The organism is Lapillicoccus sp. (genome assembly GCF_046595215.1).
Classification (GTDB): Bacteria; Actinomycetota; Actinomycetes; order Actinomycetales; family Dermatophilaceae; genus Lapillicoccus.
In genome coordinates, this window is the sequence record NZ_JBKJPP010000180.1 from 1 (window position 1) to 19,073 (window position 19,073).

The 19,073-nt window shown below is 72.1% G+C and carries 17 protein-coding genes, 2 rRNA genes and 1 pseudogene; 13 read left to right on the forward strand and 7 right to left on the reverse strand.

The genetic code is table 11. From position 1 onward, the window contains the following. The 4 genes from ACLL9L_RS15510 to ACLL9L_RS15525 all read left to right on the forward strand — a co-directional run. A 23S ribosomal RNA gene (locus tag ACLL9L_RS15510) occupies positions 1-256 on the forward strand; the annotation flags it as partial. 109 nt (positions 257-365) lie between these two features. Beyond that, positions 366-482: ribosomal RNA gene (rrf, locus tag ACLL9L_RS15515) — 5S ribosomal RNA — on the forward strand. A 113-nt stretch (positions 483-595) separates the two neighbouring features. Next, complete coding sequence (locus ACLL9L_RS15520) at positions 596-1,897, forward strand: MurT ligase domain-containing protein (protein ID WP_411285560.1); 1,302 nt, start codon at positions 596-598, stop codon at positions 1,895-1,897. Next, positions 1,894-2,625, forward strand: a complete 732-nt coding sequence (locus ACLL9L_RS15525; RefSeq protein WP_411285561.1) for a type 1 glutamine amidotransferase — start codon at positions 1,894-1,896, stop codon at positions 2,623-2,625. The genes ACLL9L_RS15520 and ACLL9L_RS15525 overlap by 4 nt, the downstream gene beginning before the upstream one ends. A gap of 102 nt (positions 2,626-2,727) precedes the next feature. Here the strand turns inward: ACLL9L_RS15525 and ACLL9L_RS15530 are convergent. Next, positions 2,728-3,690 (reverse strand): annotated as a pseudogene (locus ACLL9L_RS15530) (lysylphosphatidylglycerol synthase domain-containing protein); the annotation flags it as partial. Beyond that, entirely contained in the window at positions 3,674-4,489 is an 816-nt protein-coding gene (locus ACLL9L_RS15535) for a PIG-L deacetylase family protein (protein WP_411285562.1), read from the reverse strand. The gene ACLL9L_RS15535 and the pseudogene ACLL9L_RS15530, both read right to left, overlap by 17 nt. 36 nt (positions 4,490-4,525) lie before the next feature. Between ACLL9L_RS15535 and ACLL9L_RS15540 the strand changes: the two genes are divergently transcribed. Together ACLL9L_RS15540 and ACLL9L_RS15545 are read left to right on the forward strand one after the other, a co-directional pair. Continuing rightward, positions 4,526-5,653: a glycosyltransferase gene (locus ACLL9L_RS15540; protein WP_411285563.1), complete on the forward strand. Its 1,128-nt coding sequence runs from the start codon at positions 4,526-4,528 to the stop codon at positions 5,651-5,653. Then, positions 5,650-6,378, forward strand: a complete 729-nt coding sequence (locus ACLL9L_RS15545; protein ID WP_411285564.1) for an NUDIX hydrolase — start codon at positions 5,650-5,652, stop codon at positions 6,376-6,378. Before ACLL9L_RS15540 ends, ACLL9L_RS15545 begins: the two co-directional genes overlap by 4 nt. Here ACLL9L_RS15545 and ACLL9L_RS15550 read toward each other — a convergent pair. Continuing rightward, on the reverse strand, positions 6,372-6,614 hold the full coding sequence (locus ACLL9L_RS15550; protein WP_411285565.1) for a hypothetical protein: 243 nt from the start codon (positions 6,612-6,614) through the stop codon (positions 6,372-6,374). The genes ACLL9L_RS15545 and ACLL9L_RS15550 overlap by 7 nt on opposite strands. Continuing rightward, positions 6,611-7,801 carry a PspC domain-containing protein gene (locus ACLL9L_RS15555; protein WP_411285566.1) on the reverse strand — a complete coding sequence of 397 codons (1,191 nt, stop codon included), beginning with the start codon at positions 7,799-7,801 and terminating at the stop codon, positions 6,611-6,613. The genes ACLL9L_RS15550 and ACLL9L_RS15555 overlap by 4 nt, the downstream gene beginning before the upstream one ends. Before the next feature lie 114 nt (positions 7,802-7,915). Between ACLL9L_RS15555 and ACLL9L_RS15560 the strand changes: the two genes are divergently transcribed. From ACLL9L_RS15560 to ACLL9L_RS15570, 3 genes are read left to right on the forward strand one after another with little or no spacing between them, the layout of a single operon-like run. Continuing rightward, a complete protein-coding gene (locus ACLL9L_RS15560) occupies positions 7,916-9,205 on the forward strand; it encodes a PspC domain-containing protein (RefSeq protein WP_411285567.1) in 1,290 nt (429 codons plus the stop codon). Beyond that, positions 9,202-9,873, forward strand: a complete 672-nt coding sequence (locus tag ACLL9L_RS15565) for a LuxR C-terminal-related transcriptional regulator (protein ID WP_411285568.1) — start codon at positions 9,202-9,204, stop codon at positions 9,871-9,873. The genes ACLL9L_RS15560 and ACLL9L_RS15565 overlap by 4 nt, the downstream gene beginning before the upstream one ends. Positions 9,874-9,907: 34 nt before the next feature. Then, complete coding sequence (locus tag ACLL9L_RS15570; protein WP_411285569.1) at positions 9,908-10,327, forward strand: hypothetical protein; 420 nt, start codon at positions 9,908-9,910, stop codon at positions 10,325-10,327. Between the two features lie 201 nt (positions 10,328-10,528). Here the strand turns inward: ACLL9L_RS15570 and ACLL9L_RS15575 are convergent, their stop codons facing one another. Then, on the reverse strand, positions 10,529-11,518 hold the full coding sequence (locus ACLL9L_RS15575; RefSeq protein WP_411285570.1) for a quinone oxidoreductase family protein: 990 nt from the start codon (positions 11,516-11,518) through the stop codon (positions 10,529-10,531). 270 nt (positions 11,519-11,788) lie between these two features. On the opposite strand from ACLL9L_RS15575, the gene ACLL9L_RS15580 reads away from it, so the two are divergent. The 4 genes from ACLL9L_RS15580 (at position 11,789) to pcrA (ending at position 16,740) form a co-directional block, all read left to right on the forward strand. Beyond that, positions 11,789-12,274, forward strand: a complete 486-nt coding sequence (locus tag ACLL9L_RS15580; protein WP_411285571.1) for a hypothetical protein — start codon at positions 11,789-11,791, stop codon at positions 12,272-12,274. Continuing rightward, a complete protein-coding gene (locus ACLL9L_RS15585) occupies positions 12,271-12,729 on the forward strand; it encodes a rhodanese-like domain-containing protein (protein WP_411285572.1) in 459 nt (152 codons plus the stop codon). The genes ACLL9L_RS15580 and ACLL9L_RS15585 overlap by 4 nt, the downstream gene beginning before the upstream one ends. Positions 12,730-12,803: 74 nt before the next feature. Then, a complete protein-coding gene (locus ACLL9L_RS15590) occupies positions 12,804-14,246 on the forward strand; it encodes a DUF2786 domain-containing protein (RefSeq protein WP_411285573.1) in 1,443 nt (480 codons plus the stop codon). Positions 14,247-14,322: 76 nt separating this feature from the next. Beyond that, complete coding sequence (gene pcrA, locus ACLL9L_RS15595; protein ID WP_411285574.1) at positions 14,323-16,740, forward strand: DNA helicase PcrA; 2,418 nt, start codon at positions 14,323-14,325, stop codon at positions 16,738-16,740. A 12-nt stretch (positions 16,741-16,752) separates the two neighbouring features. Here pcrA and ACLL9L_RS15600 read toward each other — a convergent pair whose 3' ends face one another. Both ACLL9L_RS15600 and ACLL9L_RS15605 read right to left on the reverse strand, forming a co-directional pair. Then, positions 16,753-17,676 (reverse strand): M23 family metallopeptidase, encoded by a 924-nt coding sequence (locus ACLL9L_RS15600; protein WP_411285575.1) that lies wholly within the window; start codon positions 17,674-17,676, stop codon positions 16,753-16,755. 181 nt (positions 17,677-17,857) lie between these two features. Then, positions 17,858-18,928 (reverse strand): lipase family alpha/beta hydrolase, encoded by a 1,071-nt coding sequence (locus tag ACLL9L_RS15605; RefSeq protein WP_411285576.1) that lies wholly within the window; start codon positions 18,926-18,928, stop codon positions 17,858-17,860. Positions 18,929-19,073: the final 145 nt, after the last annotated feature.

Below are 19,073 nucleotides of genomic sequence, written 5' to 3' on the forward strand. Positions count from 1 at the left end.
GCTATCCCTAGTACGAGAGGACCGGGATGGACGAACCTCTGGTGTGTCAGTTGTCCTGCCAAGGGCACCGCTGATTAGCTACGTTCGGAAGTGATAACCGCTGAAAGCATCTAAGCGGGAAGCACGCTTCAAGATGAGGTTTCCATGGACTCAGGTCCGAGAGGCTCCCAGCTAGACTACTGGGTTGATAGGCCAGACGTGGAAGCACAGTAATGTGTGTAGCTGACTGGTACTAATAAGCCGATAACTTGATACAACAAAGATGTTACGCGTCCACTGTGTAGTTCCCGAGATACGGTCGGGAAACTACGTTCGACCACTCCCAGCGCGTGGGTGGCGAACACCGAAAGATATCTCCATAGAGTTTCGGCTGTCATAGCGAAGGGGAAACGCCCGGCTCCATTCCGAACCCGGAAGCTAAGCCCTTCAGCGCCGATGGTACTGCACTGGTTACGGTGTGGGAGAGTAGGACGCAGCCGGACAACCATTCACAGACGCCCTACCCGGAGACATCCAGGTAGGGCGTCTGTGGCTGCCCCCGCGCGGGGCCCGGTGGTGTCGGCGACGACGTGGCTGCCGCCGTAGGGTGGGGTCCGTGCTGAGGACAAGGGTGGCCGTCGTGGCCGGCAAGGCTGCGCGCAGGGCCGCGAGGTTCCGGGGCGGGGGGTCGGCCCTGCCGGGCCTCGTGGTCGAACGAATCGACCCGGCGTTCCTCGCGCACGCCCTGAGCGGCGTGAGCGGCGGGATCCTCGTGGTCACCGGCACCAACGGCAAGACGACCACGACGAAGATGCTGGCGGCGCTGATGCGGGCCCACGGTAGGGCGGTCTTCACGAACCCGACGGGGAGCAACTTCACTCGCGGCGTCATCTCCTCGATGTTGGGCGAGGTGGCGCTCTCCGGTCGCATCGAGGCCGATGTCGCGATCCTTGAGCTCGACGAGTGGCACGCGCTGCAGTTCGCCAAGGTGGTCAGGCCGACCCATGCCCTGCTGCTGAACGTGGCGCGTGACCAGCTGGACCGCTTCGCCGAGATCGACACCACGGCCAGGCTGCTCGCCTCCCTGGCCTCGCAGACGACCACGGGGGTGGTCCTGAACCGCGACGACTCGTTCGTGGCGCGGGTCAGGGGCCAGCTCGGCAGCGACGTCGCGGTGCGCTACTTCGGTGTCGACCCGGCCGTCGCCGACGACCTGCCCCCCCTGCACGAGGCCGACGTGCGTTTCGACGACGACTTCAGCCCCCCCCACCCCACCCCGGCCGACGGGCTGCTCCATCCCCTCACGGAACGCCGCTTCTCGGTGACGTTCGGGCAGGGCAGCGTCGGACCCGTCGAGCTGCGGCAGCGGGGACTTGCCGCCATGATCAACGCCACCGCGGCGATGACGACCGCGCGGATGCTGCTCGGCGACGACTTCGACGAGGCCCGCGCGCTCGAGGCGCTGGCCGCCGTGACGCCCCCCTTCGGCCGGGGTGAGGTCATCGACGCCGGCGGGCACCCGCTCGAGCTCGTCCTCGTCAAGAACCCCGCCGGGTTCACCGTCGCCCTCGGGACCTACGGCGCCGAGCCGGTCACGACGATGATCGCCATCAACGACGACTACGCCGACGGCCAGGACGTCTCGTGGCTCTACGACGTGAGCTTCGAGTCGTTGCGGCGCCAGGGGGTGGCCCTGACCAGCGGCGTCCGCGGCTACGACATGGCGCTGCGGCTCGACTACGACGACGTCCGGGTCGAGGCGATCATCCCCGACCTGGCCGAGGGCCTCGAGACCTTCCTCGCGGCATATCCGCGTCAACCACGGCGGATCTTCTGCACCTACACGGCGATGATGAGGCTGCGCCGGCTGCTGGCCGCGCGCTACCACCTGGCGAACTTCGGCGAGGAGCCGGCATGACGAGCAAGGGCCTGATCACGCTCGTGCACCTCTACCCCCGGGAGATGTCGATCTACGGCGACCTCGGCAACACGCGGTGTCTCGCCTCCCGGATCCGGCGCCACGGGTATGACGTGGCCGTCCACGACCACCACCCCGGCTCGGACCTGCCGGACGAGCCCCACCTCTTCCTCGGCGGCGGCGGGCAGGACTCCGGACAGTCGCGGGTCGAGGACGATCTCGCGCTCATCGCCGACCGGCTCCGGGGCTGGGCGTCCGCCGGCGTGCCGATGATCATGATCTGTGGGATGTACCAGCTCTTCGGCAACGCCTTCATCACGATCGAGGAGCGGGAGCTGCCCGGGCTGGGGATCCTCGACGTGACCACCCGTGGGAACGCCACCAGGATGATCGGCGGCGTCGTCCTCGACACGGCCTTCGGCGAGGTCGTCGGCTTCGAGAACCACTCCGGGTCAACGGTGCTCGGCGCCGGGCAGGCCGCGTTCGGCAGCGTCCGGGCGGGCAGCGGCAACAACGGCCGGGACGGCACCGAGGGCGCGGTGACCGGCAACGTCATCGGGTCCTACCTGCACGGTCCGATCCTGCCGGCCAACCCCCGGCTCGCGGACCACCTGATCGCGGGCGCGGCCGAACGGGCGACCGGGCGCCCGTTCGAGCCCGGCGACCTCGACGACGCGGTCGCCGACCAGGCGCGGCAGCGGCAGGTCCGGCGGCTCGTCAGGGCCTGACGGGGCAGAGGCCTTCCGGGCGTCCGCCGGGACGAACTTGGGGCTGGCCAGCCACGCGAGCCACCCGATCGCCCCGAGGGGGACCTCGAAGAAGTGCACGTAGAGCGAGTAGAGGACGACCCCGGCGGTGGCCTGCGCCGGGTCGGCGCCCCACCCGACGAGGAGCGCGGCGACGCCGGTCTCGGAGATGCCGACCCCACCGGGCGTGACGCCCACGCTGGTCAGCAGCCGGCTGAGGGCAAAGGCGAAGAACATGTAGGCGAAGGGCAGCTGGACCCCGACCGTGTTGAGACAGAACCAGAAGAGCAGGTAGTTCATGCCGAAGAAGCCGATGAGGCCGAACGTCATCTGCAGCCACCCGGTCCGCACGACCGAGATGGTCTGGGCCCGCTGGTCGATGACGTGGTGGGTGAACCCCACGTCCGTCGTCGTGCCCCGGCGAAACGGCCGGGCCGCGGACTCGAGCACCGTCCCGACCCGGAACGCCATCCGCTGCGACGACAGCACGGAGATGAACAGGCCGAGGACGATCACCCCCCCGATCGCGCCCGCGGCGGCGGCCCGCATCACGGCCGGGTTGAGCTGCCCGGCACCGAGGAGCATGGCGACGATGCCGATGATGGGCAGCAGCAGGCGGGACATGGCGTTCCAGACGCCGGAGACGATGATCGACGTCGAGATGTCGCGCCGGGTGAAGCCCCACGACCGCAGCTGCTTGTAGGTCGCGGCCACCCCCGCGGCGCCCCCGGCGGGCAGGAGGTTGCCGACCGCAGACCCGGACACGTTGACGATCAGCGCCTTGAGGTGTCCGAGGCCGGGCAGCGAGCCGGTCAACGTGAAGGTGTAGAGCCACAGGCCGGACATCATGATGAGCATCAGGCCGGCGGCGGTGGTGGGCGGGATGCCGCTCAGGACGTGCCACACGGCCCCCCACGTCGTGTGCGCGAAGTGGGGCAGGGCCCACCCGAGCAGCCCGACGGCCAGGCCGAGCCCGACGACGACCTGCAGGGCCCGGGTCACCCGCGCCCGCCGCGGCCCGCCCATCGCCTCAGCCTCCGAAGACATCGCGCGAGATCCTCGAGCCGGGGGGCCGCGCGGCGTCGACGAACCACTCGCGGCCGAAGACGAGGTCGAACAGCGGACGCGGGATCCGCAGGAACGCCGCGAGAGTCCGGTCGGCGCCGCCGTCGGCCGAGGACTGCGACGCGTGGGCGCGCATCGAGGCCCGCTTCTGCGCGGCATACCGACGCACGTCGATGCGGTGGGTGATCGCCGAGCGCGGGCTGTAGGCCCGCTCGAAGGATGTCGGGTCGAAGTCGGGGGGGAAGCGGTAGATCCTCGCCGCGAGGCGCAGTCCGCGCAGGATCGCGTCGCGGGGCACCGTCGCCTGCAGGACGGTGCCGATCCCGGCGAGCTCGGCCGCCCGGGCACCGACGTGGTGGACCTTGACGTGGTCCTGGTGCCCGTAGCCGCCGTTGCGGTCGTAGGTCAGCAGGACGTCGACGTGCTCCTCGCGCAGGATGGCGGCCAGCCGCTCGGCGGCCTCCTCGGTGTCCGCCCGGACGAAGCGGACCTGGCCCGGCGGGTCGGGCTCGACGACCGGGCCGAGGCCGCTGTCGGCATAGCCGAGGTGCTCCACCCGGGCCACGCCGAGCGCCCTCGCGCTCGCCCGCAGCTCCGCCATCCGCCGCTGGCCGAGCGACCCGTCGCCCGTATATGCCGCGGAGGCGAGCCCGAGCTCGCCGTCCGTCGCCACGACGACGACCACCCGGTGGCCCTCGGCGGCGGCACGCGCCATCGTCCCCGAGGTGAGCAGGGCCTCGTCGTCCGGGTGGGCGTGGAACGCGAGCAGTGTGTGTCCCATGTGGCCTCCATAGTGGCCCATGACATGCTCGCAGGTGTGAAGGTTGCCCTCTTGTCGGACTGCTATCTCCCCCGTCTGGGTGGCATCGAGGTGCAGGTGCACGACCTGGCGGCCCGTCTCGTGCAGCGGGGGCACCGCGTGGAGGTGTTCACGGCGACTCCGGGGAGCCACGGTGAGCGCTACGGCGGGACGGAGGTCGTCGACGGCGTCACCGTCCACCGAATGGCGCTGCAGCTGCCGTGGGACCTGCCGGTCAACCCGTGGGCCCCGGTGCAGATGCGCAAACGGCTGGCGGACGTCGACGTGGTCCACGTGCACATGGGCGTGATCAGCCCGTTCGCCGTGGACGGCGCGCTCCTGGCGACCCGGATGGGGCTGCCCACCGCCATGACGTGGCACTGCATGCTCGACGGGTTGGCCCCGGTGGTGTCGGCGCTGGGGGTGGTCCGTCACTGGGCGCGGCGCGGGATGGCGATGAGTGCCGTGTCGGACGTCGCCGCCGCCCCGTTGCGCCGGATCTTGGGCACGTCGGCCGAGGTGGCGGTGCTGCCCAACGGGATCGACGTCGACGCATGGCGCCCGACGCGCTGCCCGCCGGACGACGGGACGGTCCGCATCGTGACGGCGATGCGGCTGGCCGGGCGCAAACGGCCGGTGCCGATGTTGCGGGTCGTCCGGCGCGCCCGCGAGCTCGTGCCGCAGGAGGTCGGCCTGCACGTGGAGGTCCTCGGTGAGGGACCGGCCCGAGCCACGGTGGAGCGGTTCGTCCACGAGCACGCGATGGCCGGCTGGGTCAGCCTGCCCGGCCGGGTCAGCCGGGACGAGCTCAAGCTGAGGTATGCCGCCGCAGACATCTACATCTCGCCCGGCAAGCTCGAGTCCTTCGGCATCGCGGCGCTCGAGGCGCGCACGGCCGGATTGCCGGTGGTCGGCCGACAGGGCTCTGGCGTCGGCGAGTTCGTCACGGACGGCGTGAACGGCTACCTCGCGCGGGACGACGACGCCATGGCGACTGCGCTCGCGAGGCTGGCTTCCGACGCCCCGCTGCGGGCCTCGATGACGGCTCACAACCTCGACCACCGACCCGCGCAGGACTGGGAGAGCGTGGCCGCGAAGGCCGAGGGGGAATACCTGCGTGCCATCGGCTCGAGGGCGCGTCGATGACCCACCGGGAGCGGGTCGACCAGGCGGCCGTCTGGGTGGTCGGGGTGGAGGAGGGCACCGAGCGGCTGAGATTCCGGCTCGAGCACGGTCTCGATCCGGAGGAGGGCCTGCGAGCGCGGGGGTTCATGTCCGTCAGGGCGGATCGCGTCGAGGGAGAGTCGCGTCCGCACGAGCTGCGGCTGGTCTACCGGGTGCGGCCACAGGACGGCACACCGGCGGACACGGCGCCGGCCCCGGGGCGGCCGCGGGTGGACGCCGGTCTCGTGCGCGCTCCGGAGGAGGCCCCGGTGCGCCACCAGCGCGTGGCCGCGTATGCCGTCGTGCTCAGCGAGCGTGGTGTGCTGCTCAGCCAGATGTCCGGCCGGACCAACGCCCGCGGTTCGTGGGGCCTTTGCGGTGGCGGGGTGGATCCCGGAGAGCTGCCGGAGGAGGCGCTGCACCGCGAGGTCCGGGAGGAGAGCTCCCAGCTGATCGAGGTGTCCGGGCTCGCGCGGATCAGCACCCGGCACTGGGTCGGTCGGGCACCGCACGGACGGCTCGAGGACTTCCAGGCGATCCGGATCATCTATCGCGCCACCTGCTCCGAGCCGACCGACCCGGTCGTCCTCGACGTGGGGGGCACGACCGAGGCGTCTGCGTGGGTGAGCGTCGCACAGGTGCCGCAGCTCCCGCTCACCCCCGGCTGGCGCGACATCATCGTCCCCCTCCTGGCTGCCCATCAGTGACGGCGTCGCAGCAGCATTCCCGCGATGCCGACCATGGCACTCACGAGACCCACGGCGATGAGCACACCCGGCCCGATGCCGGAGAGCTGGCTGGCCCGGAACGCGGAGACCTCGCTCGCCAGGACGCCACCGGCCACGAGCATGACGAGCACCCCCAGGAGGATCAGGCCCCAGTTGGGGCCCGCCGGACCCGACGGTGGGGCGGTCGAGATGGGCTGCGTCGCAGGGTCGGTCATGGCGCCTCCTCGATGATGGTCAGGTCGCCCAGGCCGAGATCGACGTTGAGGGTCACGGCGGTCGCTCCCGCACCGACGACGAAGGGCTTCTCGGCGTCGGTGCCGACGCCGGCCCCGGCCTCGACCGTCCTGCCGTCGCGGGTCATGCTCAGCTGGCCCGCCCCGACGCGTGCCGTCGTCGTGGCCCGCACCCCCGGGGGGACGTAGATCGTGAGGTTGCCGAGGCCCTGGGCGACCGTGATCACCTGGTTGGCCGTGGCCCCGTCGAGGTGGAGCGTGGCGTCTCCGGCGCCGAGCCGGAAACCGCCGTCGGGCTGGGCGGAGGCGACCCACGCGCGGTCGCCGACCCCCGACCGGACGACGCCCGGCGCCCCCGCGGGGACCGCCACCGTCGCGACGGCCAGCGCCGTGACGAGGAAGCCGGTGAACCCGGCTCGACGTCCTGCCAGGCCGATCAGGATGAGCCCGGCCCCGGCCGCCCCGAGCGCGCAGGTCAGCCCGATCACCTGAGGGTCGCTGGCCCAGGCCTGGTCGGTGGCGAGGAGGGTGCCGCCGCCGTAGGCCGCGACGGCCAGACCAGCCGTGAGGAGCAGGCCGAGCAGGCCCGCCCGCGGACGGCGCGTTGGGGTGTGTCGCACGGCCCCGGTGACGGCGCCGGTGCGGCCGGGTCCCATCGGGTGCGGGGCTGCGCCGGGAGGGACAGACCCCGGGGCCGGGCCCACGGCATACGCCGCGGTGGGGTCTGTGGAGGGGTGGCCCCAGGGGACTCCGCTGCTGCGTCCTCGAGACCGCAGCGTCCACCAGACGAAGAGCCCGATGGGGAGCAGGACGGTCCACAGCCAGGTGCGGTCCGACAGCTCGCCGAGGACGCCGATGCCGATGGCGACGAGGAGCATGATGGCCCGGGCGTCGCCGTGCCGCACGCCTTTCTCGGCGAGGATGTCGCCGTCCGGGCCGGGCAGCAGGGCCCACGCGATGAGGTAGAGCAGCAGCCCGAAGCCGCCGAAGACGATGAGCAGGAGCAGGCCACCGCGCAGCAGCACGGGATCCACGCCGAGGCGTCGGGCCAGGCCGGAACACACCCCGGCCAGCCACTTGTTGTCCGTGTCGCGACGGATGCCCGTCCCGCGCAGCCACGCGAAGAAGCCGTCGAGGCCTCGCTGCTGCGACGCCGGGTGATCGCTCATGCCTCCATCGTGCTGGCGGGCGCCGGGCGCGGCCATGAGGGTCGACCCTGACGTGACCCTGAACCGACCCCGAAGGGTGGCGACGCCAGCGAGGAGATGGGTCAGGATGGGGTCGTGGCCGAATCCCCGAGCACTCCCGAGCTGCGGCGCCTCTACCGCTCCACCGGTGACCGGTGGGTCGCCGGCGTCTGCGGGGGCATCGCGGAGCACCTGGGAGTGAGCTCCGGTCTGGTCCGGGTCATCGCCGTCATCGCGGGGGTCGCCGGTCCGGGACTCTTCGTCTACGGCTTCTTCTGGGCGATGACCCGTCCGGACACCGCCGCACCGGGGGGGCCGGCCTCGACCGTCGCACCACGACGGGAGCTGCACCGCAACCAGATGCTCCTCATTGCTGGGGCTGCGGTCCTCGTCCTGGGACTCGGGTGGGCCGGCCCGCTCGAGCAGGTCGGGAGGCACCTCGGGTTCGTGGTCCCCGTCGTCGCGGTGGCCGCGGGCGCCTTTCTCGCGTGGTCGCAGCTGGACGACACCGAGCGTGGCCGCTGGGTCGCCCGCTCGCGCCGCGGCAAGGTCCTGACGGTCGCCCGGCCCCTCATCGGGCTGGCACTGACGATGACCGGCGTGGTCGCCATGGCGACGCAGGGCCGAGGCTTCGACGTCGTGTGGAGCACGGCGCTCGCCGCGTTCGCCGTGCTCGTCGGGGCGAGCGTCATCGCCGCCCCGTGGGTCGTGCGGATGTGGCAGGGCCTGCAGCACGAGCAGACCGAGCGGATCCGGGCCACCGAACGCGCCGACATCGCCGCGCACCTGCACGACTCCGTCCTGCAGACCCTCGCGCTGATCCAGCGCCGCGCTGACGACCCCGCCACGGTGGTGCGGCTGGCGCGCTCGCAGGAGCGCGAGCTGCGGACCTGGCTGTATGCCGACGAGTCCGCCTCCGCGGACAGCCTCGCGACGGCGGTGGCGTCGGTGGCCCACGAGGTCGAGGACGAGCACGGGGTGCCGATCGACCTGGTGATCACCGGCGACCGACCGCTCGACCCGGGCGGGGAGGCGTTGGTCAAGGCGAGCCGTGAGGCCATGCTCAACGCCGTGCGTCACGGCCTGGGCCCCGTCTCGACCTACGTCGAGATCGGGCCGCTGGGGGTGGAGGCGTTCGTTCGTGACCACGGCGAGGGCTTCGACCTCGATGGCGTCGCCGACGACCGGCTCGGGGTGCGTGCCTCGATCCTCGCTCGGATGTCCCGCCACGGCGGCGCGGCGCGGATCCGCCGGCTCGAGCACGGCACCGAGGTCGAGCTGACCCTGCCCCCGTCGGGTGGCCGCACCGAGGCGGCTACCCCGCCGGGGACGATGCCCCAGACCTCCCTCGTCACGCACCCTTCCACCCCAGGAGAACCGGCATGAACGCCCCGATCCGCCTTGTCCTCGTCGACGACCACCGGATGTTCCGGTCCGGGGTGAAGACCGAGCTCGACCCGGCGATGACCGAGGTGGTCGGTGAGGCGCCCGACGTGGACACGGCAGTGTCGATCATCATGAGCACGAAGCCCGACGTCGTCCTGCTCGACGTGCACCTGCCCGGCGGCAACGGCAACGGTGGGGTCGACGTCATCGGCGGCTGCCGGGGGGTCGAGACCGCGGCCGGGCAGCCGGTGCGTTTTCTCGCGCTCTCGGTCTCCGACGCCGCCGAGGACGTCATCGCCGTGATCCGGGCCGGCGCCCGCGGCTACGTCACCAAGACCATCAGCGGCAACGACCTCAAGACGGCGATCCGGCGGGTCGCCGACGGTGACGCCGTGTTCAGCCCCCGGCTGGCCGGGTTCGTCCTCGACGCCTTCGGGGCGGCGGCGGGAGAGATCGCCGAGGTCGACGAGGAGCTCGACCGTCTCTCGGCCCGTGAGCGCGAGGTCATGCGCCTCATCGCCCGCGGCTACCAGTACAAGGAGGTCGCGAAGACGCTCTTCATCTCGGTGAAGACCGTGGAGACCCACGTGTCGGCGGTCCTGCGCAAGCTCCAGCTCTCGTCGCGCCACGAGCTGACCGCCTGGGCGATGGGACGACGGATCCTGTGACCTGAGCCCCCGGCGCGCACCTAGGCTGGCGGTCATGACTCTCGTCACCGGCATCGTGCTCGTCCTCCACCTGCTCGGGATGGCGGCCATCATCGGCAGCTGGCTCGTCACCCGACACGAGCTGCGGGTCACTCCGGCCCTGCTCTGGGGGGCCCGGGCCCAGCTCGTCACGGGGATCATCCTCGTCGGCCTGCTCCAGGCCTCCGCGGACCCCGGGGACAAGCCCAACAACGTCAAGCTCGGGGTGAAGCTCGTCGTCGCCCTCGCGGTCGTCGCGTGTGCCGAGATCGCCAACGGCCGCCAGCGCCGCGCCGACACGCCCCCCGCGACGGTGGGCGCCGCCGCAGGCAGGGGGTCGGGCACGGCGGTGGCCGCGCCCGCAGCCCCCGGCCTCGTCCAGGCGGCGGCCCTGCTCGCCGTCCTCAACGTCTGCGTCGCGGTGCTCTGGACCTGAGCCGACTGCCGGCCACGGCGCACTATGCCGTGCCCACCACCATGGGCAAGGCGCAGTGCCTTGCCGTGCCCACCACCACCATGAGCAAGGCACCGTGCGCTGCCTACCTGGGTGGGCAGGGCATAGTGCGCCGGAGGGCACGTCTCCCCTGGGGAATAGCGCCCCGGCAACCCGCCAGGTCGGGCCCAGTCCTGAGCCGGCTCAGGGGATGAGCAGCAGCTTCCCGGTGGTCGCTCGGCCTTCGAGGGCCTCGTATGCCGCGCGAGCGTCGCCGAGCCGATAGCGGCCGCCGACCTCGAGTCGCAGACTCCCGTCCGCGAGCGCGCCGAGGATCTCGGAGGCGCGCCACTCCAGCTCCTCACGGGTGGCGACGTAGTCACCCAGCTTCGGGCGGGTGAGGAACAACGAGCCCCCGGAGTTGAGCCGCTGGATGTCCAGCGGCGGCACCTGGCCGCTGGCCCCCCCGAAGAGGACGAGCATCCCGCGCGGGCGCAACGAGGCGAGCGACGCGTCGAACGTCGACTGGCCCACGCCGTCGTAGGCCACGTGGACCCCGACCCCGTCGGTCAGCTCCCGCACGGCCGCGGCGAGGTCGTCGACCCGGGTGTAGTCGATGACGTGGTCGGCGCCGAGCGCCGTGGCCTTGGCCGCCTTCTCGGCCGTGCTGGCCGTCCCGATGAGCGTCGCGCCCCTGGCCTTGACGAGCTGCACGAGCAGCTGCCCGACCCCGCCCGCGACGGCGTGGGCGAGCACGATGTCGCCGGGCTGCACGGCATACGTCGAGGTGACGAGGTAGTGGGCCGTCAGGCCCTGCAGCATTGCCGCGGCTGCCACCTCGAGGTCAAGGTCCGCGGGCACCCGCACGACCGACGCGGCCGGGAGGGTGACGCGCTCCGCGGCGCTGCCGAGGTGCTGGGCCCACGCGACGGGGTCGCCGGGAGCGAGCTCGACGCCCTCACCGACGGTCTCCACGGTCCCGGCGCCCTCGAACCCGAGAACGAACGGCGTGGTGACGGGATAGACGCCCTGGCGCTGGTAGACGTCGATGAAGTTGACCCCTGCGGCGGCGACCCGCACCGTGATCTCGCCGGGCCCGGCGTCGGCGACCTCGCAGGATTCGACGGTGAGGACCGAGGCGTCACCGTTGCGGGGGACGACGAGGGCACGGGCGGAGGTCGGGGAAGCGGTCATGGCTCGCAGCCTACGACGCGACGCCGGTCCTGACACATAACTCGACGTGTGGTGTTCCATAACGTGAGATGATGTGTCAACTGGCTTGCACGGGGCTCTCGCCGCTGCTTCGCTGGAGTCATGTCACCCGTCACGAGGCGAATGTGCGCAGGTCAGCCGGCACCGGCGACCACCTCGCGCTGCGCCGCGCTGTGTTGTCGTCGCGCCGCCTGACCAGCGCCCGACACCAGCTCGCCGGCCAGCCGCCGGCCCCACGGACGGAATGACCAGATGACGAGCAACCCCACCCACCTCGACCGCGCCCACCCACCCCGGGTCCCCGCGGCCGAGCTCGAGAGGCTGGCCCGCCAGTACGCGACGAACCCCAACCTCGAGGCCCTGCTCCGCGACACCGGGAAGCGCAGCTGGGCCCGTCTCGCCCAGGCTCCCGGCGTCGAGATCTGGGTCAACTCCTGGCCCGCGGGCGCCGAGACCGGGTGGCACGACCACGCGGGCTCCCCGGGCGCCCTCGCGGTCGCCTCCGGCAGCGTGGTCGAGGAGACCTGGGCGCTCGGGGCCGTCCAATGCCGCCGCCTGGACGAGGGCGACTCGGGCTCGTTCGACGCCGAGCACGTCCACAACGTCAGCGGCAGGGGTCAGGGTCGCTCGTTGACGGTCCATGCCTACGCGCCCCGGCTCGTCGAGATGACCGAGCACTCGCTCGGACCTGAGGGTCCCGAGCCGACCCGGACGACCCGCGAAGGAGTCGACTGGTGAACCTGACCGCGGCAACACTGACGTCGGCAACGCTGGCGCCGGCAACGCAGATACATTGGGAGACAACGCTGTTCACCGACCTCCTCGCCGAGGCGTGCCCGACGTCCGACCGGATGTCCGCCCGCGCGGCATACCAGTGGGCGCTGCACCGGCGTGCCGTGCTCGTCGACATCCGGCCGCAGGCGCAGCGCCGGGCCGGAGGGGAGGTCCACCCCGACCTCGCTCCGGTGGTCATCGATCCGGCCGTCCTGCATTGGCGCCTCGACCCGCACAGCGCGGCGCGGCTGGCGTGGGTCACACCTGAGGTCCGGGTCATCGTCCTCTGCCAAGGGGGCCGCGCCTCGTCGCTGGCGGCCGCGAGCCTCAACCGGCTCGGCCTGCGCCGTGCCACGGACGTCGTCGGGGGGATGACGGCCTGGCGCGAGGCGGGCCTGCCGGTGGCAGCAACCGGCTGAGCTGTGGATGGGAAGGGAGCGCGCGCTCGCCGGGATGGCAGGCTGGGCTCGACCGGACCAGCGGAAGGACCAGCATGGGGCGCAACAACCAGCAACGTCGGGCGGCCAAGGCGCGGGCCAGGGCGAAGGACCGCCGGTCGTCGCCAACACCGTCGGGGTCGGCGTTCGGTATGCCGGGTGCGGGCCCGAGCGGGTGGCCGTTCGCCGGGCCCACGAGCGGGTCGGTCTCGGACGACGAGCTGGCGATGAGCTGGCTCCACCGCCTGATGCGGCTCACCGACGAGGGCCAACGTGAGCGGGCCGAGGAGGCGTTCTTCGAGGTGTCCGCCAGCATCGCCACGCCCGGCGGGCGCCGCTCCCTCGTCGGCCACCTCAACCGGATGCTGACGGAGGGGGTCCAGGACGCGTGGCGACTCGGGTGGCAGCCGGCCGACCTGCTGCGCCTCGCTGCTCGCAACCTCGGGGCCATCGGCTCTGCGGTCGTGGGCGACGCCGTGGCCGCGCAGCTGGGCCGGTATGCCGCGCAGACCGTCACGCCGAGCTGGCACGACCAGCTGACGCAGGCGGGCGCCGGGGTGTGGTGGCCCCGGGACACCGACCCGCTCACCGCCCGGGCGGTGTCGACACCGGACGGCCTCGTGACCGTCCTGACCGAGGCGGTCCGGGCCGCCGACTTCCTCGCCGGCCTGCCGGGCCTGCAGCGACTCGACCCGCTGCCCGGGACGTGGCGACCGGCGCGGCATACCGGTGCCGGCAGGGGTGAGCAGGCCGCTCCGGTCGACGCGCGTCTGCTCGAGCGGGTGCGTGCCCTCCTGGCCAAGGCCGAGTCGACGACCTTCGAGGCCGAGGCGGAGACCTTCACCGCAGGCGCACAGTCGCTGATGGCGCGGCACAGCATCGACCAGGCGATGCTCGCGGCCTCCGGTGAACGCCGCTCCGACGACGGTCCGACCGCCCGCCGGGTCGGGATCGACCGGCCCTACGAGACGCCGAAGGTGCTCCTGCTCGACGCCGTGGCCACCGCCAACCGGTGCCGCACGGTGTGGTCGGAGTCGCTCGGCTTCGTCACCGTCATCGGCTTCGCGAGCGACCTCCAGGCGAGCGAGACGATCTTCACGTCCCTGCTCCTGCAGTCGACCCGGGCGATGACGCGCCACGGCAGCCGGACGACCCGTGGGGGGCAGTCCCGGACCCGCTCGTTCCGGCAGTCCTTCCTGACGGCCTTCGCGCACCGGATCGGGCAACGACTGAGCGGGGTGACCGAGGAGGAGACGGCGAGCGCGCGCGCCCGCGAAGGCGGTGCCGAGACCCGGCGCGCCGGGCCGAGCCGCGACCTCGTCCACGTCCTGGCCGAGCGGGCCACCGAGGTGGACGCGACCGTCGACGCGCTCTTCCCGCAGATGGTGCACCGCTCCGCGGGCTCGGCGAACGACCACGAGGGCTGGTGGGCGGGCGTTAAGGCGGCCGACAGCGCGACCCTCTTCGGGGCGGCCGAGCAGCTCGAGGCGGGAGGCTGAGACGCGGGACCTGGCCCGGGCTCGCCGCTCGGCGACTGCGGTGCTGTCGGGTCGGCGACGTAGGCTTGCCGGTGACATGAGCACCCTCTTCGACGATCTCGACCTGCCCACCCCGCACCCGGTCGGCCGCCCGTCCGACGTCGATGCGTCGGGCGTGCCGACGTGGGCCAGCGCGGGTGGTGAGCCGCCCGTGGACGAGGCAGCCCGGCATACCCGCCTCGACCCCGAGGCCCTGTTGACGGGCCTGAACCCGCAGCAGCGCGCAGCCGTCGTCCACCAGGGGCCACCGCTGCTGATCGTCGCGGGCGCCGGGTCGGGCAAGACGCGGGTGCTCACCCACCGGATCGCCTACCTCCTGGCCGCGCGGGCGGTCCAACCCGGCCAGGTCCTGGCCATCACCTTCACCAACAAGGCCGCCGGCGAGATGAAGGAGCGGGTGGCCGAGCTGATCGGGCCGCGCGCGCGGGCGATGTGGGTCCTGACCTTCCACTCGGCCTGCGTGCGGATCCTGCGCCGTGAGGCGACCCGGCTCGGCCTGAAGTCCACCTTCTCGATCTACGACGCCGCCGACAGTCAGCGGCTGATGTCCATGGTCATGCGTGACCTCGACCTCGACCCGAAGCGCTACCCCGCGCGGGCGTTCGCCCACGCCGTGAGCAACCTCAAGAACGACCTCGTCGACGAGGAGACGTATGCGTCGCAGGTCACCGAGGGCAGCCACCACGACCGGATGGTGGCAGACGCCTACAGCTCCTACCAGCGGCGCCTGCGCCAGGCCAACGCCCTCGACTTCGACGACCTGATCATGACGACGGTCCACCTGCTCCAGGCCTTTCCCGAGGCAGCGGAGCACTACCGGCGGCGGTTTCGTCATATCCTCGTCGACGAATACCAGGACACCAACGTCGCGCAGTACCAGCTCGTCAAGGAGCTCGTCGGCCCGGCGCTGCCCGAGGGCGCGCCGGCGCATGCCGTCCCGCCGGGCGAGCTGTGCGTGGTCGGTGACGCCGACCAGTCGATCTACGCCTTCCGCGGCGCGACGATCCGCAACATCGTCGAGTTCGAGCAGGACTACCCCGACGCGCGCACGATCCTGCTGGAGCAGAACTACCGCTCGACCCAGACCATCCTGCGCGCCGCGAACGCCGTCATCGCCCGCAACGAGAGCCGGCGCGCCAAGAACCTGTGGACCGACTCGGGCGACGGCGTGCGGATCGTCGGCTACGTGGCCGACAGCGAGCACGACGAGGCGGCCTTCGTCGCCCGCCAGATCGACGCACTGCAGGACTCCGACGGGGTCAAGCCCAAGGACGTGGCGATCTTCTACCGCACCAACGCCCAGTCCCGGGCGTTCGAGGAGATCCTCGTGCGGGTCGGGTTGCCCTACAAGGTGGTCGGCGGCACCCGGTTCTACGAGCGCAAGGAGATCAAGGACGCCCTTGCCTATCTGCGCGTCATCTCCAACCCCGTCGACACGGTCAACCTGCGCCGGATCATCAACGTCCCCAAGCGGGGCATCGGGGAGCGGGCCGAGGCCTGTGTGGCCCAGCTGGCCGAGCGCGAGCGGATCCCCTTCGTCGCGGCGTTGGGGCGGGCCGCCGACGCCCCGGGCATCGCGACCCGGTCTGTCGCCGCGATCACCGTGTTCACCGACCTCCTCGAGAGCCTGCGCGTCGTCTACGACGGGGGCGCCGGTGTCGCCGGCCTCGTCGAGGCCGTGGTGGAGCGTAGTGGCTACCTTGCCGAGCTGAGGGGCAGCTCGGACCCGCAGGACGAGACCCGCGTCGAGAATCTCGCGGAGCTGGTCGAGGTGGCGCGCGAGTTCGACGACGCCCGGGCCGAGACCGGCGAGGTGGCGAGCCTCGAGGACTTCCTGGAGCGGGTCTCCCTCGTCGCGGACGCCGACCAGATCCCCGACGCCGGCGGCCCGGGGTCCGACGGCGGGGTCGTGACCCTGATGACGCTGCACACGGCCAAGGGGCTGGAGTTCCCCGTCGTCTTCCTCACCGGCATGGAGGATGGCACCTTCCCCCACATGCGGTCCCTCAACGACCCGAAGGAGCTCGAGGAGGAGCGCCGGCTCGCCTACGTCGGCATCACCCGGGCCCGGGAGCGACTTCACCTCTCACGAGCGGGGGTCCGCTCGGCCTGGGGCCAGCCGCAGTATCACCCCGCGTCCCGGTTCCTCGACGAGATCCCGGCCGAGCTCATCGAGTGGGAGCGCCTCGAGACCGCGATGGACCAGGCCCGGTCAGGGCGTCGCATCGGCGGGTCGGCGATGGAGAGCCTCGGCGGGCGCCGGGACCTGCCCCGGGCCGGGTCGCGCGGTCCGGTCAGCGTCAAGCCGGCCGACAAGGTGACCCACCCCAAGTTCGGGCTCGGCACCGTGACCGAGGTCGTCGGGGACGGCGACCAGGCCATCGCCCACGTCGACTTCGGCGACGAGGGCGTCAAGCGGCTGCTGCTGCGTCTGGCGCCGCTCGTCAGGCTCTGAGTCCGCCCCCGCTCAGGGCACGATCCCCATCTTCTGGAGCCAACCGAGGGGGGCGACCGGGTCGCCGTTGGCGGGATGGATCTCGAGGTGGAGGTGAGGGCCCGTCGAGTGGCCACTGTTGCCTGACAGGGCGACGACCTGACCGGGGCTGACGCTCTGGCCCTGCGACACCGACAGGCTCGCGTTGTGGGCATACCAGGAGACCGTGCCGTCCCAGTACTGGATCTCGACCTTGTTGCCGTAGCCACCGGACGAGCCGGCCATGAGGACGGTGCCGCTTGACATCGCCCTGACCTCGCTCCCCACCGGGATGGCGAAGTCCTGGCCTGGGTGCAGGGCGCCCCAACGCATCCCGAACCCGGAGGTCAACGTGTAGCCCGCACTGATCGGTGCGACCCAGCCGCGGGTGTCAGGGGCCGGGGCCGTGGCCGGGGCGGCGGGGGCTGCCGCCGCCGGCGCAGGGGCGGGCGAGGCAGGGGCTGGTAGTGGTGCCGCCGGGGCGGGTGCCGGCGCTGCAAGCGCCGGGGCGGTCTGCTCGACCTGGGCCGTGGCCTGTCGGGCCTGCTCCTCGGCTGCGCGCCGGGCGTTGTCCAGAGCCACGGTGTCGAGCTTCTGGCGCTCGCTGTCGCGGGCCGCGCGGTCCTGGACGGGGCGCGAGAGTGCCGCGAGCGCGCCGGTCCTGAGATCCTGCGCCTCCCGCCTGCGGTCGAGCAGCGACTGCGTCTGGGACTGGACAGCGGTGGGGGTCGGGGCGGGGCCGCCGGCGGTGGTGCCCGAGATCGAGCCGAGGTGGGCTCCGGTGGCGGTCAGCACCAAGGTGGCAGCGGCAGCCGTCGGCAACAGCAGACCGGCGCCTGCGATGCGCGCCAGGCGTGAGGGCGTCTGGGCCGCAACGCGGTCGGTGCGGTGACGCCCTGCGTAGTTCGGTCTTGACACGGGAGAGACCTCGAGGGGCAGGTGACGGAGGGAATCCATACCGTAGCGTGACCAATTCGTTATGCATAATGGCGTGACGTCAGGGCATAGCCGCGCCGGGTCGCGGCTGGGCCGGCGGTATCGGTCCCACGGCTGGTCCACCACCGGTCCCACCGACGGCGCAACGCTGGGGCAACCCGGGTCAGGAGGAGCGTCGCCGACGCGGGGGCAGAGGCAGCGACGTGACGCCGGCCGTGACGGTGGTGCCGTCCGAGTCCAGATGAGCGAGCGTCGTCGAGATGCCGTGGACGACGGACTTCATGATGGGGATGCTGGTGTGGCCCACCCCCTCGAGGGCGATGTTCGTGACGTCGAGGTCCGGGTGGACGAGGGCGGCGGTGTGCTGCGGGAACATCATCTGGTCGAGGTCGGACCAGTAGGCGACGAACCGCGTCCCACACCCGGAGACCGGCTGCGCCAGCTCCTGCATCAACGGGCTGCCGGGACGCAGCTGCCTGGTGAGCTGGCTGTTCCACCCGTATGCCGTGAACGTCCCCTGGTGGGGACTGCCCAGGGTGACGAGGGTGTGGACTCGCGCGTCACCGCCGAGCCGCGTGACGTAGTAGCGGGCGATGAGGCCACCCATGCTGTGGCCGACCACGTGGATCCGCTCGTAGCCGGTCTCGGCGACGAGCGCCTCGACCTCCTCGGCAAGCTGGGCGGCGGCGACGCGGATGTCGCCGGTGAGGATGGAGTAGTTCATCGTCGACACCCGGCCGAAGCCCCGACGGCGAAGACCGAGGCGCAACAGGGTGAAGACCGAACCGTTGTCGACGATCCCGTGGAGCAGGAGGATGGGCGTGCCTGCGGCCTCCACGTCGGAGATCACCAGGCCGCGTTGCACCGGTGGCAGGTGTTGGATGCGATAGCCGTGGCCGCCCTCCGGAGAGCGGCCGCGGATGAGGCCGAGGGGATAGATCACGACGTGCGTCGCCATCCACAGGGCCTCGACCGTGGCCCCCGCGAGGCCGGTGGGCGTCCAGAGCGCGCGGGCCGCGTCCTCGAGGACGTCAACGGTGCCGACCCCGACGTCCCGGACGGTCTCCGCCGCCGCGACCACGGCGCGGGTCACCGACCGGCCGGAGGCGACGAGGCGCTGGACCGGCCCACGACACTCGTCAACGCAGCCCGGGGCCCCGCGGCCCGGAGCCCCGCGGCCGGGCGCAGCAGCTGCGGGCTGGGCTCGGGACGCCAACCGGAGCAACAGGGACATGGTCTTGCCGACTGTAAGCGTCGCTCGTCCCGGTCGGCGTGCAGGACACGGCTCTCGTGACCACACCGTGACGCACGGAAGGTGGGTCCGTGGTCGTTCGCTCCAGCACGGAGGCGACGTGCGGCCGGCACGGTGTCGCTACGCT

Bases quoted from the DNA above. Each gene is read 5' to 3' on its own strand.
- ACLL9L_RS15580 (WP_411285571.1), top strand. From the start codon at position 11,789: ATGACGAGCAACCCCACCCACCTCGACCGCGCCCACCCACCCCGGGTC.
- ACLL9L_RS15545 (WP_411285564.1), top strand. From the start codon at position 5,650: ATGACCCACCGGGAGCGGGTCGACCAGGCGGCCGTCTGGGTGGTCGGG.
- ACLL9L_RS15525 (WP_411285561.1), top strand. From the start codon at position 1,894: ATGACGAGCAAGGGCCTGATCACGCTCGTGCACCTCTACCCCCGGGAG.
- ACLL9L_RS15550 (WP_411285565.1), bottom strand. From the start codon at position 6,614: ATGACCGACCCTGCGACGCAGCCCATCTCGACCGCCCCACCGTCGGGT.
- ACLL9L_RS15565 (WP_411285568.1), top strand. From the start codon at position 9,202: ATGAACGCCCCGATCCGCCTTGTCCTCGTCGACGACCACCGGATGTTC.
- pcrA (WP_411285574.1), top strand. From the start codon at position 14,323: ATGAGCACCCTCTTCGACGATCTCGACCTGCCCACCCCGCACCCGGTC.
- ACLL9L_RS15535 (WP_411285562.1), bottom strand. From the start codon at position 4,489: ATGGGACACACACTGCTCGCGTTCCACGCCCACCCGGACGACGAGGCC.
- ACLL9L_RS15605 (WP_411285576.1), bottom strand. From the start codon at position 18,928: ATGTCCCTGTTGCTCCGGTTGGCGTCCCGAGCCCAGCCCGCAGCTGCT.
- ACLL9L_RS15575 (WP_411285570.1), bottom strand. From the start codon at position 11,518: ATGACCGCTTCCCCGACCTCCGCCCGTGCCCTCGTCGTCCCCCGCAAC.
- ACLL9L_RS15555 (WP_411285566.1), bottom strand. From the start codon at position 7,801: ATGAGCGATCACCCGGCGTCGCAGCAGCGAGGCCTCGACGGCTTCTTC.
- ACLL9L_RS15570 (WP_411285569.1), top strand. From the start codon at position 9,908: ATGACTCTCGTCACCGGCATCGTGCTCGTCCTCCACCTGCTCGGGATG.
- ACLL9L_RS15590 (WP_411285573.1), top strand. From the start codon at position 12,804: ATGGGGCGCAACAACCAGCAACGTCGGGCGGCCAAGGCGCGGGCCAGG.